This window comes from Streptomyces sp. NPDC127100 (assembly GCF_042724095.1).
Classification (GTDB): domain Bacteria; phylum Actinomycetota; class Actinomycetes; order Streptomycetales; family Streptomycetaceae; genus Streptomyces.
Map to the genome: position 1 here is coordinate 1 of NZ_JBHXFL010000008.1, position 13,170 is coordinate 13,170.

The 13,170-nt window shown below is 73.1% G+C and carries 11 protein-coding genes and 1 tRNA gene; 6 read left to right on the forward strand and 6 right to left on the reverse strand.

Going from position 1 to position 13,170, the window contains the following annotated elements:
* Positions 1 to 60: 60 nt before the first annotated feature.
* Entirely contained in the window at positions 61 to 1,596 is a 1,536-nt protein-coding gene (locus tag ACFWJB_RS11060; RefSeq protein WP_385462504.1) for an MFS transporter, read from the reverse strand.
* A 61-nt stretch (positions 1,597 to 1,657) separates the two neighbouring features.
* On the opposite strand from ACFWJB_RS11060, the gene ACFWJB_RS11065 reads away from it, so the two are divergent.
* Complete coding sequence (locus ACFWJB_RS11065) at positions 1,658 to 2,629, forward strand: helix-turn-helix transcriptional regulator (RefSeq protein ID WP_385462507.1); 972 nt, start codon at positions 1,658 to 1,660, stop codon at positions 2,627 to 2,629.
* A 36-nt stretch (positions 2,630 to 2,665) separates the two neighbouring features.
* On the opposite strand, the gene ACFWJB_RS11070 is transcribed toward ACFWJB_RS11065, so the two are convergent.
* Positions 2,666 to 3,319, reverse strand: a complete 654-nt coding sequence (locus ACFWJB_RS11070) for a TetR/AcrR family transcriptional regulator (protein ID WP_386921912.1) — start codon at positions 3,317 to 3,319, stop codon at positions 2,666 to 2,668.
* Between the two features lie 504 nt (positions 3,320 to 3,823).
* On the reverse strand, positions 3,824 to 4,822 hold the full coding sequence (locus ACFWJB_RS11075; protein WP_385462510.1) for an RNA polymerase sigma factor RpoD/SigA: 999 nt from the start codon (positions 4,820 to 4,822) through the stop codon (positions 3,824 to 3,826).
* Between the two features lie 236 nt (positions 4,823 to 5,058).
* Here ACFWJB_RS11075 and ACFWJB_RS11080 point away from each other — a divergent pair, with 236 nt between their 5' ends.
* A complete protein-coding gene (locus ACFWJB_RS11080) occupies positions 5,059 to 5,577 on the forward strand; it encodes a GNAT family N-acetyltransferase (RefSeq protein ID WP_386921713.1) in 519 nt (172 codons plus the stop codon).
* Between the two features lie 55 nt (positions 5,578 to 5,632).
* On the opposite strand, the gene ACFWJB_RS11085 is transcribed toward ACFWJB_RS11080, so the two are convergent.
* Positions 5,633 to 6,394 (reverse strand): dioxygenase, encoded by a 762-nt coding sequence (locus tag ACFWJB_RS11085; RefSeq protein ID WP_385462606.1) that lies wholly within the window; start codon positions 6,392 to 6,394, stop codon positions 5,633 to 5,635.
* 147 nt (positions 6,395 to 6,541) lie between these two features.
* Here ACFWJB_RS11085 and ACFWJB_RS11090 point away from each other — a divergent pair, with 147 nt between their 5' ends.
* A complete protein-coding gene (locus ACFWJB_RS11090) occupies positions 6,542 to 7,057 on the forward strand; it encodes a MarR family winged helix-turn-helix transcriptional regulator (RefSeq protein ID WP_385462516.1) in 516 nt (171 codons plus the stop codon).
* 111 nt (positions 7,058 to 7,168) lie between these two features.
* Here the strand turns inward: ACFWJB_RS11090 and ACFWJB_RS11095 are convergent, their stop codons facing one another.
* Both ACFWJB_RS11095 and ACFWJB_RS11100 read right to left on the reverse strand, forming a co-directional pair.
* The gene (locus ACFWJB_RS11095) at positions 7,169 to 8,704 is read right to left on the reverse strand and encodes an MFS transporter (protein WP_386921716.1); all 1,536 of its coding nucleotides are present in this window, start codon (positions 8,702 to 8,704) and stop codon (positions 7,169 to 7,171) included.
* 129 nt (positions 8,705 to 8,833) lie between these two features.
* The gene (locus ACFWJB_RS11100; RefSeq protein WP_385462522.1) at positions 8,834 to 9,487 is read right to left on the reverse strand and encodes a TetR/AcrR family transcriptional regulator; all 654 of its coding nucleotides are present in this window, start codon (positions 9,485 to 9,487) and stop codon (positions 8,834 to 8,836) included.
* Positions 9,488 to 9,843: 356 nt separating this feature from the next.
* On the opposite strand from ACFWJB_RS11100, the gene ACFWJB_RS11105 reads away from it, so the two are divergent.
* The 3 genes from ACFWJB_RS11105 to ACFWJB_RS11115 all read left to right on the forward strand — a co-directional run bounded on the left by ACFWJB_RS11105 (position 9,844) and on the right by ACFWJB_RS11115 (position 13,078).
* The gene (locus ACFWJB_RS11105) at positions 9,844 to 11,142 is read left to right on the forward strand and encodes a M6 family metalloprotease domain-containing protein (RefSeq protein WP_385462525.1); all 1,299 of its coding nucleotides are present in this window, start codon (positions 9,844 to 9,846) and stop codon (positions 11,140 to 11,142) included.
* 92 nt (positions 11,143 to 11,234) lie between these two features.
* Positions 11,235 to 12,959 (forward strand): IclR family transcriptional regulator C-terminal domain-containing protein, encoded by a 1,725-nt coding sequence (locus tag ACFWJB_RS11110; protein ID WP_386921718.1) that lies wholly within the window; start codon positions 11,235 to 11,237, stop codon positions 12,957 to 12,959.
* Between the two features lie 46 nt (positions 12,960 to 13,005).
* Positions 13,006 to 13,078, forward strand: a tRNA-Arg gene (locus ACFWJB_RS11115).
* Positions 13,079 to 13,170 lie beyond the last annotated feature (92 nt).

Here is a 13,170-nt window from a genome sequence, read left to right on the forward strand (position 1 = left end):
GGCACCGAAGTGCCGGGCCCACCCGCGTCCCCGTCGTGTCCGCCGTGCGCCGCCCCGTCGTCAGACCAGCGCGGGCGCCTTCTCCTCCCCGGCGGTCTCCCCCGCGGTCTCCTCCTGCGCCTCGGCCCCCTCGACGTGCTGGGCCGGACGCCGGGGCAGGGCGAACATCAGCAGGAAGATGGCGCCCATCACCGCGGCCACCCAGCCCAGCGCGTTCTGGAAGGCGTCCGCGTAGGCCGGGCCGATGCCGGCCCGGGTCAGGTGGTCGTCCATCGTGCCGAAGAAGACCACGGACACCAGGCCGAGTCCGAGCGCGTTGCCCATCTGCTGCACGGTGTTGATCAGCCCGGACGCCGCGCCGGCGTGCTCGCGCGGCACCTCGGACAGCACCGCGTCCGTCAGCGGGGCGACGATCAGGCCCATGCCGAGTCCCATGACGACCAGGGGCAACGCCATCTGCCAGGACGTGATGCCGAGTCCGTACCGCTCGGCCTCCCAGATGTAGAGCAGCACTCCGGCCGCCATGACCAGCGCGCCGGCCTGGAGCACCTTGCGCCCGAAGCGCGGGACCAGCTTCTGCACGGACACGCCCGCCGCCGTCGACACCGCGAGGGAAAACGGCACGCCCGTCAGGCCGGACCGCAGCGGGCTCCAGCCCAGCCCCACCTGCATGTAGAGCGTCCACACCAGGAAGAAGATGCCGAGGCCGACCCCGAAGACGGTCTGCACGGCGATGCCCGCCGCGAAGCTCTTCACCCTGAACAGCGACAGCTCGATCAGCGGAGACCCGTCCCGCGCGGTCTTGCGCCGCTCGTAGGCCACCAGCACCGCCAGGACGGCGAACGCGCCGCCCATCGACACGTACCCCCACACCGGCCAGCCCAGCTCGCGGCCCCGGGTCAGCGGGTAGACCAGCATCAGCAGGCCGAGGGTGACCAGGGCGACGCCGACGAGGTCGAGCTTGAGGGCGCGCGGGGCCCTGGACTCGGTGATGAAGCGGCTGCCGAGGATCAGGCCGGCGATGCCGACCGGCAGGTTGATGAGGAAGATGGGCCGCCATTCCAGCCCGAAGAGGTTCCACTCGGTGAGCAGGGCGCCGAGCAGCGGACCGGAGACGGCCCCCAGTCCGACGATCGCGCCGAACAGCCCGAAGACCTTGCCGCGCTCGTGCGCCGGGAAGGTGGCGTGCACGATCGACAGCACCTGCGGCACCATCAGCGCGGCCATGCCGCCCTGGAGGATGCGGGAGGCGACCAGCATCTCCGGGTTCACCGCGAATCCGCACAGCGCCGAGGCGAGCGTGAAGCCGCCGATGCCCACGAGGAACAGCCGCTTGCGGCCGTGGATGTCGCCGAGCCGCCCGCCGGTGATCAGTCCGGCGGCGAAGGCGAGGGCGTATCCGGCGGTGATCCACTGGATCTGGCTGAAGGTGGCGCCCTCGTCCCGCTGGATCGACGGGATCGCGATGTTGACGATCGTGACGTCGACGAGGTCCATGAACGCCGCCGTCATCACGATGGCGAGGGCGAACCAGCGCCGGCGGTCGCCGCCCGCGGGCCGGGCCGGGGGTGAGTCCGGGGTGTGCGTGAAGGTCATGCGAGCACGCTACGGGCCCAGTAGGTCAGATCGCGTCCTATATCTGCGGCATGCTCGGGTCATGACGACGGACACTCCGGCCCGGCTCCTGACGCTGCTCTCCCTCCTCCAGACGCCCCGCGAATGGCCCGGCGGCGAGCTCGCCGACCGGCTCGGGGTGTCCCGCCGCACGGTCCGGCGGGACATCGACCGGCTGCGCGAGCTGGGTTATCCCGTACAGGCGACCATGGGCTCCGACGGCGGGTACCGGCTGGTCGCCGGCAAGGCGATGCCGCCGCTCGTGCTGGACGACGAGGAGGCGGTGGCGATCGCGGTCGGGCTGCGTGCCGGGGCGGGGCACGCGGTGGAGGGCGTGGACGAGGCGTCGGTACGGGCGCTGGCGAAGCTGGAGCAGGTGCTGCCGTCGCGGCTGCGGCACCGCGTCGCCACGCTCCAGGCCGCGACGACGCCGCTGACCAGTGGGGACGGGCCGAGCATCGCCCCCGAGACGCTGACCGTCATGGCGTCCACGGTGGCCGGACGGGAGCGGCTGCGGTTCGCCTACCGCGCCGGGGACGGCACCGCGTCGCGGCGCCTGACGGAGCCGTACCGGCTGGTCTCGACGGGGCGCCGCTGGTACCTCGTCGCGTACGACCTCGACCGCGACGACTGGCGGACCTTCCGGGTGGACCGGGTCGGCGAGCCGTTCGCGACGGGGGTGCGGTTCGCTCCGCGGGAGCTGCCGACGGGGGACGCGGCGGAGTACCTGCGCCGGTCCATGCAGCGGCGCGGCGGCTCCTACGACGTCGTGGTCGCCTTCGCCGCGCCGGTGCGGGAGATCGCCGCCCGGCTGCCGCCCTGGCTCGGCCGGCCGGAGCCGGCGGACGACGGGGCGTCGTGCGTCCTGCGGGCCACGGTCTCCGACGCGGTGGAGTGGATGGCGGTACGGCTCGCGATGCTCGGGGTGGACTTCACGGTGCGGGAGCCCGCGGAGCTGGTGGCGGCCGTCGGCACCCTGGGCGCCCGTCTGACCCGGGCGGCCGCGGAGTCCTGACGGCGGGGCGCGGCGGCCCCGGTGGCGGCGCCGCGCCTACTCCCCCTCCCCCGGCGCCTCGTCCCATGTGAACCGCCTCAGCACCTCCAGGTTGGCCAGCGCCAGGTCCAGGGCCCTCGCCGGGTCGTCCGCGGACGCGGCCCAGTGCTCCACCGCCACCCGCACGGCCGCCCCCGCCGTGGCGGCGGCGAACCGGAGCCGGGGCCCGGCCACCGGCGCCTCGGCAACGTTGTCGGCACTCGCACCCACACCCGTAGTCGCACCCGCGTCCGCGTCCCCTCGCAGCCCGCTCGGCGCCCGCTCGGCCAGGGCGTCCCCGAGCGCCCGCTCGCTCCGGTGGCACACGTCGGCCCACACCTTCCGCAGCGCCGGGCTGGTCTCGGCCAGGCGGATCAGTGCCCGGGCCGCCTCCCACGACGCGGCGGACACCCCGGCGCCCGGCGCCAGCGTGTGCCGCACCGCGTGTTCCAGTGCCTGTGGCGGGGACAGCGCGGCCGGGGCCTCCCGCACCGCCTCGATCCAGCGCTCGGCGCCCAGGGCGTAGAGGGGCGCGACGGCCTCCTCCTTGGTGGCGAAGTAGCGGTAGAAGGTCCGCGGCGCGACGCCGGCGGCGCGCGCGATGTCCTCGGCCCGGGTGGCCCGCAGGCCCTGCCCCACGAAGAGGCGGGCCGCCGCACGGGCGATGTCCATGCGGGTCTCGGCCTTGCGCCGCTCGGTCAGCGAGAGCGGTGGCCGTCCGGCGGCGGGAGTACGGGTGGGGCTGGTGGTGCTGCTCACTTCGGCAGGCTATGCCGCTGTGGCAGAATCTGCCATTCGGCGGGTCACCCCGGGGTTCAGGTTCGGGGTGGCCCGCTTCTTCCTGCCCTGCTCCCGCGCGTCCTCGCCCGGTCCCGCCCGTGCCCGCGCAAGAGAAGAGCCGGGCTTGGCACCCGGGGGGGGAGGGGTGCCAAGCCCGGCTCTGGAAGGTCCCGGCGCCGGGGGGAGTGCGTCGGGACGTGGTCCAAGTGTGCGTCGGAACCGGAGCGGATCCGGGCCCGAACCGCCGGGCCCGGAGATTTTGTTCCCGGGCCCCTGCCGGTTGAAGCAGCGTTGTACGGCCATGTTCGCGCGGGCTTCGGCCACCGGCGCACGCCCCACGCGTCACGCCACGCTCCCCGCGCCACGGGGCCGCCTCGCGACGGCCCCCGACGGTCCTTACGCCGCTGCCTCGAAGCCGGTGTCACGCGCCAGCTTCTTGAGCTCCAGCAGCGCGTGCTTCTCTATCTGCCGGATCCGCTCACGGGTGAGCCCGTGCTCCTTGCCGACCTCGGTCAGGGTGCGCTCGCGCCCGTCGTCGATGCCGTAGCGCATCTTGATGATGGAGGCCGTGCGCGGGTCGAGGCGGCCGATCAGGTCGTCCAGCTCCTCGCTGCGCAGCAGGGTCATCACGGACTGCTCGGGCGACACGGCGGAGGTGTCCTCCAGCAGGTCGCCGAACTGGGTCTCGCCCTCGTCGTCCACCGACATGTTCAGCGAGACCGGGTCGCGGGCCCAGTCGAGCACGTCGGTGACGCGCTCCGGCGTCGAACCGAGCTCGGCGGCGATCTCCGCGGGCTCCGGCTCGCGGCCGTGCTCACGGTTGAACTCGCGCTGCACGCGCCGGATCCGGCCGAGCTCCTCCACGAGGTGGACGGGCAGGCGGATGGTGCGCGACTGGTCGGCGATCGAGCGGGTGATGGCCTGCCGGATCCACCAGGTCGCGTACGTCGAGAACTTGAAGCCCTTGCGGTAGTCGAACTTCTCGACCGCGCGGACCAGGCCGGCGTTGCCCTCCTGGATGAGGTCGAGGAGCGGCAGACCGCTGCGCGGGTAGCGGCGGGCCACCGCGACGACCAGGCGGAGGTTGGAGCGGATGAAGACGTCCTTGGCCCTCTCGCCCTCGGCGATCAGGGCCCGGAGCTCCTCCCGGGTGGCGTCCGCGCCGGTCTCCTCGTAGCCTTCGAGGACCTGCCGCGCGAACACACCCGCCTCGATGGTCTGGGACAGCTCGACTTCCTTGGCGGCGTCGAGCAGCGGGGTCCGGGCGATCTCGTCGAGGTACATGCCGACCAGATCGCGGTCGGCGAGCTCGCCGCCGTTGGCGCGGACGCTGGTTGCCGCGTCGGCCGTCTCGCCGGTGGCGGACTTACGACGGGCGACGGCACGGGTTGCCATGCGTGCTCCCTTGCGATGAGTGGTTCAGCGGGCGGTCCTGCAGATGTCGGGCATTGTCGGGTCGTCTCCGGTCTCTGCTTCTCGTGTCACGGAATCCGTCTCCGGACTCTTCCGGGACTCTCCTCGGGTGCCCTGCATCCGATGGAAACAACGACTGGAATCCGGACAGAATTCCCAACCCACCCCCCGATCTTTCTGATCATGCAGTACCCTGTGCCGCCGCATGAGGAGGACGGATGCCGTCGGAACGCACGGATGTCCAGGTCAGGCCCGGGGTCGAGGGTGACCTCGAGAGGCTCACCGAGCTCTACAACCACTACGTACGTGAGACGCCCATCACGTTCGACACCGACCCCTTCACCCCGGAGGAGCGCCGTCCGTGGCTGCTCTCCCACCCTGAAGACGGCCCGTACCGGCTGAGGGTTGCCGCGGACGCGGACTCACAGGAGATTCTGGGCTACGCCACATCCAGCCCTTACCGCGCCAAGCCCGCGTACACGACCTCGGTGGAGACCACCGTCTACGTCGCCCCGCACGCCGGCGGCCGGGGCATCGGCACCCTGCTCTACACCTCGCTGTTCGAGGCCCTGGCGGGCGAGGACGTGCACCGCGCCTACGCGGGCATCGCACAGCCCAACGCGGCCTCCACCCGTCTGCACGAGCGCCTCGGCTTCCGGCACGTGGGCACGTTCCGCGAGGTGGGCCGCAAGTTCGGCCGGTACTGGGACGTGGCCTGGTACGAGAAGCCGCTCTAGGTCCGTCCAGGGCCCGCCCGGCGGCCGGGCGGGCCCCCGGCCGGACGGGTTCGGCTCAGCCGAACTGCACCGAACGCTTCGCCAGCCCCATCCAGAACCCGTCGATCACCGACTTGCGCAGGTCCAGCTCGCCGGCCGCGTCGGCGGCGCCCATCGTCACGAACAGCGGGGCGAAGTGCTCGGTGCGCGGGTGGGCGAGCAGACCCGCCGGGGACTTGCGGCCGAAGTCGAGCAGCGCGTCCACGTCACCGGCGTCCAGCGCGCGCCGCCCCCAGTCGTCGAACTCCGCGGACCAGGCGGGCACGCCGCCCTGGCGCAGGGCGGCCAGGTTGTGGGTGAAGAAGCCGGAGCCGATGATCAGCACGCCCTCGTCACGCAGGGGCGCCAGCTTGCGGCCGATGTCCATCAGCCGGACCGGGTCCAGGGTCGGCATGGACACCTGGAGCACCGGGATGTCGGCGCCCGGGTACATCTCCACGAGCGGGACGTACGCGCCGTGGTCGAGGCCGCGGTCGGGGACGTCCTGCACGGGCGTGCCGGGGGCGCGCAGCAGCTTGCGGACGGAGTCGGCGAGCTCGGGGGCGCCGGGCGCCTCGTAACGCACCTGGTAGTAGTGCTCGGGGAAGCCCCAGAAGTCGTAGACGAGCGGCACGGTGCGGGTGGCGCCGAGCGCGAGCGGGGCCTCCTCCCAGTGGGCGGAGACGACGAGGATCGCCTTCGGGCGCGGCAGACCGGCAGCCCAGGCGGCCAGCTCGCCGGGCCAGACGGGGTCGTCGGCGAGGGGCGGGGCGCCGTGGCTGAGGTAGAGGGCGGGCATGCGGTCCCGGACATCGGTCGACATGGCGGCGGCTCCCCATCAGTGGCAGTTGCTTGACGTAGTTGCTTGAAGTCTCAATCTCTTACGTCCCCGAATGTACGCCCCTTTTGTTTAAGATTCAAGGAGTGGTCTCGTAGAGTGGGATGCATGAACACGGCACCCATCCCGGCCCCCGCCGACGAGCCCCGCTGGCTCACCGACGAGGAGCAGCTCGTGTGGCGCTCCTACATCGAGGCCGCCACCCTCCTGGAGGACCACCTCGACCGGCAGCTCCAGCGCGACGCGGGCATGCCGCACGTCTACTACGGCCTGCTGGTCAAGCTGGCCGAGTCACCGAGGCGGCGCCTGCGCATGACGGAACTGGCCAAGTACGCGAAGATCACCCGCTCCCGCCTCTCGCACGCGATCGCCCGCCTGGAGAAGAGCGGCTGGGTCCGCCGCGAGGACTGCCCGTCCGACAAGCGCGGCCAGTTCGCGGTGCTCACGGACGAGGGGTACGCGGTGCTGAGGCGGACCGCGCCGGGCCATGTGGACGCCGTGCGCCAGGCCGTGTTCGACCGGCTCACCCCGGAACAGCAGAAGTCCCTCGGCGAGATCATGCGGATCGTCGCCGAGGGACTTCAGCCCGCCGAGGCGGGCGCGGACCTGCCCTGGCTGCGCTGAGCGGAGGGCTCGGGCAGCCGGGGCGGGTCCGCGGGGAACCGTGCGCACGGGGCGTCCCCTCCCCCTGCGCACGGGTGGTGCTCGGAACCCGAGGGGTGTCTCCGGCCGGTGTCAGTGGGCGACGACCGGCACCGGCAGCTCGTCCTCGACACCGTCGCCGGAGCGGGCCCCCGTGACGGACGTGCCGCCCGGACGGCCGGCGTTGACGAAGGTCAGGGCGATCACACCGGCCAGGGCCAGGATGCCGACGGCGAACCAGATCGCGCTGGTGTAGCCGTGCACCATGCCCTCCAGCTGGACCAGCTGCTGCTGGGACCGGCCGGCCGCGCCGCCGATGTGATCGGCGACGTAGGTCGTGGTGGCCGACGCCGCGATCGTGTTCAGCAGGGCCGTACCGATCGCACCGCCCACCTGCTGCGAGGTGTTGACCATCGCGGAGGCCACACCGGCGTCCCGGGGCTCGACGCCCTGGGTGGCCAGGGACATGGCCGGCATGAACGCCGTACCCATGCCGAGACCGAGGAGCAGCATGCCGGGCAGCAGCACGGCGGCGTAGGAGGTGTCGACCTCCAGCTGGGTCAGCAGCAGCATGCCGACGGCGGCGACCAGGAAGCCGGGTCCCATCAGGAGACGGGCCGGGACGCGGGTCATCAGGCGGGCGCCGATCTGGGTGGAGCCCGTGATCATGCCCGCGACCATGGGCAGGAAGGCGAAGCCGGTCTTCACCGGCGAGTAGCCCTTCACGATCTGCAGGTAGTAGGTCAGGAAGAGGAACAGGCCGAACATGCCGATGATGGCGAGGCCCAGCGAGAGGTAGATACCGCCGCGGCTGCGGTCGGTGACCACGCGCAGCGGCAGCAGCGGGGCCTTGACCCGGCTCTCGACCAGCACGAAGGCGAGCAGCAGCACGGCGGAGCCGACGAACATGCCGATCGTCAGGCTGTCGCTCCAGCCGGCCGACTCGGCGCGGGTGAAGCCGTAGACGAGCGCGACCAGCCCGAGGGTGGACAGGATCACGCCGGGGACGTCGAGCGGGGAGCGGTTGCGGCCGTCCTGCGGCTCACGGATGACCAGGTACGCACCGGCCGCGGCGACGACGGCGAACGGGACGTTGACGAAGAACGTCCAGCGCCAGTCCAGGTACTCGGTGAGGAAGCCGCCGAGGATCAGGCCGACGGCGGCACCGCCACCGGCGATCGCGCCGTAGATGCCGAACGCCTTGGCCCGCTCCTTGGCGTCCGTGAACATCACGGCGAGCAGGGAGAGCGCGGCCGGCGCGAGCAGTGCGCCGAAGGCGCCCTGGAGGGCACGGGAGCCGAACATCATCGCCTCGTTGGTGGCCGCGCCGCCGAGCGCGGAGGCGACGGCGAAACCGGCCAGGCCGAGGACGAAGGTGCGCTTGCGGCCCCACAGGTCGGCGATCCGGCCGCCGAACAGCAGCAGGCCGCCGAAGGCGAGGGCGTAGGCCGTGACGACCCACTGCCGGTTGCCGTCGGAGATGCCGAGGTCCTGCTGGGCGGAGGGCAGGGCGATGTTCACGATGGTCGAGTCGAGGACGACCATCAGCTGGGCGAGCGCGATGAAGACGAGCGCGTTCCAGCGGCCGGCGTCGGGGACGCCGGGAGCCTTGACGGCTGCTTGAGACATGGAGATACCCACTTCGGGACTTCGTGACGGAAAAAGGTCTTCAAAAGGGACGACCGGACCGGGGCGGCGACCACGCGGGCCGCCGTCCTGGTCGGACGGTCGTGAGAAGCGGAGCTGTCGGTGGCGGTACTACTGGTCGCAGGGCCGGCGCAGGTCCTCCAGGGTCACGGCGTTCCCCGGCAGGGCGGAGGGGGCCGGAGCCCGCAACCCGTCCAGGAACAGCTGAAGATGGCGGTGGACGAACCGGTCGGCGCGCAGGCACTCGGTACCGGCCGGGGGCCGGCTGAGCTGGGCCACGGCGATCATCAGGTCGCCCACGCCCACGTCGGGACGGAGCTGCCCGGCCGCCGTGGCCCGTTCCATGACCTCGGCGACGAGCCGCTCGACCCGGTCGCGCGCCGCCTCCAGGTCGGGGTGGTGCTGGTCGAACGTGCTGGACACCATCGGGCACAGCGCGCTGATCCGCTCGTCGGCGGCGACGTGCACGAAGCGCTCCAGCGCCTCGAACGCGTCGCCGGTCTCCGCGAGGGCCAGCTCGGCCGCCCGTGCCGTGCGGTCCATGACCGAGCAGACGACCTCGCGGACGAGGGCGTCGCGGTCGGGGAAGTTGCGGTACACCGTGGCATTGCCGACGCCGGCCCGGCGGGCGACCTCGTCGAGCGGCACGTCGGGGCCGTGCTCGACGAACATCTCCCGGGCGGCGGTGACGATCCGCTCCCGGTTGCGCAGGGCGTCGGCGCGCGGCCGGGTCGCCTTGCGCTGCACGGGGGTGGCGGTCTGCACGGCGTACTCCTCGGACTGGGGTGGCGTGAAGCCTGGGTCGCGATCCGGGGATCGTTTCCCCGTTTCGCTCGGACACAGGGCTAAACGGGGAGACGGTCCCCGGTTATTTCCCGCCCGCGCGCCAATTCACAGTGACCTGCGTCACATGCCTGCGCGGGGTCTCGCCGAGCCGCCCGCACCGGCCCGCCGTCCGGCCGCCGGGGGCGCGAACACCCCTGCCGCGCACGGCACTCGGCGGCTACCGGCGAGAAACCCACGATCGGTCCGCCCCAGCGCGCGCCCGCCCACCCGTCGACCCAGGGTGAGCACAAGGGTGCAGTCGGCGACCGACGGCTGCCGTGCTCCGGGAGGTCTGCATGCAGCCGCAGCCGCAGGTGCGGCCACCGAGCCGTCGGATACGCCTGCGCCGGCCGGCCGCGATAGCGACCGTCGCCGTCCTGACGCTCGCCGTCAGCACCTCGGCGGGCACCGGCCGGCTCGCCCCCGGCGCCTCGACGGCCGGACCCGGCCCGGCCGGCCTCTCCCGCACCTCCGCGCACGGCCCCTGCATGATCAGCGGCGGCTCCGAGATCCAGATGTCCGAGGGCGTCCCCACCTCGTCCGCGTACGCCCGCTCCACCGGCACCGTCCGCGCCCTGAACCTGATGATCGACTTCTCCGACGCGCCCGGCGAGGGCAGCGCCCTCGACCGCTACGAGGAGTTCTTCCCGCAGACCCGGGAGTGGTTCCGCACCAGCTCCTACGGCCGTCTCGACTACCGCCCCGAGAGCCCGGTCGACGACTGGCTGCGCATGCCCAAGTCGTTCGCCGAGTACGGCATAGAGCGCGGCGCACCCTTCGACCCCGGCTACCGGGACCTGGTGCAGGACCTGGTGTCGGTGGCCGACGCGAAGGTGGACTTCCGCGCGTACGACCTGCTCAACGTGCTGGTGACGCCGAACGCGGGCCCCTCCGCCCTGGACACGGTCCTGTCCGTCACCTTCGCCGGCAACGCCGAGGCCCCGGTCGCCGACGGCGTCCCGGTGGCGAACGCGTCCTTCGTCTACTCCCGCCAGGACGACGGCTCCGGCTCCTACGACAGGACCGGCTACCGCGTGCTCCCCCACGAGAACGGCCACGTCTTCGGCCTCCCCGACCTCTACACCCAGGAGGGCGGGGGCGCGGTCGGCCACTGGGACATCATGAGCGAGGACTGGGGCGCCGACAACGACCTGCTCGGCTGGCACAAGTGGAAGCTGGGCTGGCTGGGACCGTCCCAGGTGCACTGCGCCTCGCAGCCGGGCACGACGGAGTACACACTGACGCCGCTGGCCCGCAAGGGCGGCGACAAGCTCGTCGTCGTACCGCTCGACGGGACGTCCGGGTACGCGGTCGAGCTGCGCACCCGCGAGGGCAACGACGCGGCCGTCTGCCGCGAGGGCGTCCTGATCTACAAGGTCGACGCGGACGTGGACACCGGCATGGGCCCGGTGACGGTGTTCGACGCCCGCAAGGACAGCGGCGGCTGCACTCGCAGCCCCAACGTCCACGCCGAACTCTCGGACGCCGCCTTCGTCCCCGGCGAGACCTTCAAGGACCCGCGCCGGGGCGTCACGATCACGGTGTCGGGGGCGGACCTGAAGGGCGACCACCAGGTGCGGGTCACGCGGAGCTGAGCCACGGGCCGCCGGGGAGGGCCGCCGAGGGAGAGGGCCCACCGGTCGCCGCATTACGGTAGGCCTGCCGCGACCGCCGTACCGGAGAGCCGATGCCCGCCAACACCACGAACGACACCGCCGACAGCGACGCCGGGGGCACACGGGACGCCGTGGAGGCCGAGGACGCCGTGGAGGCCGGGGGTGCCCTGGAGGCCGGGGGTGCCCTGGAGGCCGGGGGTGCCCTGGAGGCAGGGGGCGTCGTCGCACCGGCCGAGGCGGTCGCGCCGCTGCTGCGCGGCATCGCCGTACTGCGGCGGCTGACCGAGGCGGACGGCGGCACCCTCAGCCTCAGCGGGCTGGAGAAGGCCACCGGCCTCGCCCGCTCCACCGTCGACCGCGTCACCGCCACCCTGGCCCGCATGGGATACGTCCGCCTGGACGGCCGCGACGTCACCCTGGCCCCCCGCCTGATGGAACTGGGCAACGCCTATCTCGCCGCCCTGCGCCTGCCCGCCCTGCTGTCCCACCGGGCCGACGCCCTCGCCGACGAGCTGGACGAGTCGGTGTCCCTGGCGGTCGGCGACCGGGACGGCGTCCGCTTCATCCACCAGGCCACGCGCCGCCGGGCGATGTCCCTGAGCTTCCGCATCGGCGACCTGCTGCCCGCCGAACGCACCGCGCCGGGCCCGCTGTTCGCCACGGAGTGGACGGAACCCGACTGGCGCCGCTGGCACGCCCGCCGGGCGGCGGACCCGGACGACCGCACCTTCCCGTCCGTACCGCCACGCGAACACGCCGCCGCCGGAGCCGACTTCGAGCACCGTACGGCGCGGGCGGCGGCCGACGGCTGGGCCCTGGACGACCAGCTGATCGAACCGGGCCTGGTCGCGGTCTCCGTCCCCGTACGGGACCCCGGCACCGGCCGGGTGGCGTGCGTGGCCAGCGTGGTGAGCCACACCAGCCGCCACACGGCACCGGACCTGCGCGCCGCCCTGCTCCCCCGCCTGCGCTCGGCCGTGACGTCGATGGAGGACGACCTGCGCCACGCCCCGCCCCCGGCCCCGGGGCCGCCGCCCGCGGGCCTGGCCACCTGGACGGGCGCGTCGAAGCAGGAACTGGGCCGGGAGTTCGTGGAGTCCCTGGCCCGCGGCCTGACCGTCCTGACGGCCTTCGGCGAGGGCAGGCCCGCCATGACCCTCACGGAGATCGCGAAGGCGACGGGACTGTCCCGGGCTACGGCCCGCCGGGCCCTGATCACCCACGAACACGCGGGCCTGGTGGCGCAGTCCCCCGACCGCACCTTCACCCTCACCCCCCGCGTCCTGTCCCTGGGCTTCCCGCCGCTCTCCCTGCTCTCGCTCCCCCGGATCGCCCAGCCCCACCTGACCGCACTGGCGGCCCGGGTCCACGAGTCCGCGTCCCTCGCCGTCCTGTCGGACTCGGGCGAGGAGATCCAGTACACGGCGGGAGCCTCCACGAGCCGCGTGATGAGCGCCCGCGTCACCGTGGGCTCCCGCCTCCCGGCCCACGCGACCGCCCCGGGCCGCGTCCTCCTCGCCGACCTCCCGGCACCGGCTCCCGCCCTCGAAGAGGTCCGGGCGCGGGGCTACGCCCTGGTCGACGAGGAACTGGAAGCCGGCCTGCGCTCCATCGCGGTCCCGGTACGCGACCGCACAGGGCGCGTCGTGGCGGCCCTCGACGTGGCGATGCACGCGGCCCGCCGGACGGCCGAGGCCTGCGTGACGGAGATCCTCCCCGACCTCCACCGGACGGCCACCCGCATCGAGGCGGACCTGCGCACGGCAGGCCGCTTCACCCCCGTCCCGCCGACCTGACCACCCGCTACACTGTCGGCGGTGGCACAGCCGCGCCACCGCCCAGGCCTTCGTAGCTCAGGGGATAGAGCACCGCTCTCCTAAAGCGGGTGTCGCAGGTTCGAATCCTGCCGGGGGCACAGGAAGAAGGGCCAGCTCAGGAGGGGTTTCCTCCAGGCTGGCCCTTCGTCGTGTCCAGGCACCGGAGCACTCACCCAGCCCGGTACGAGTC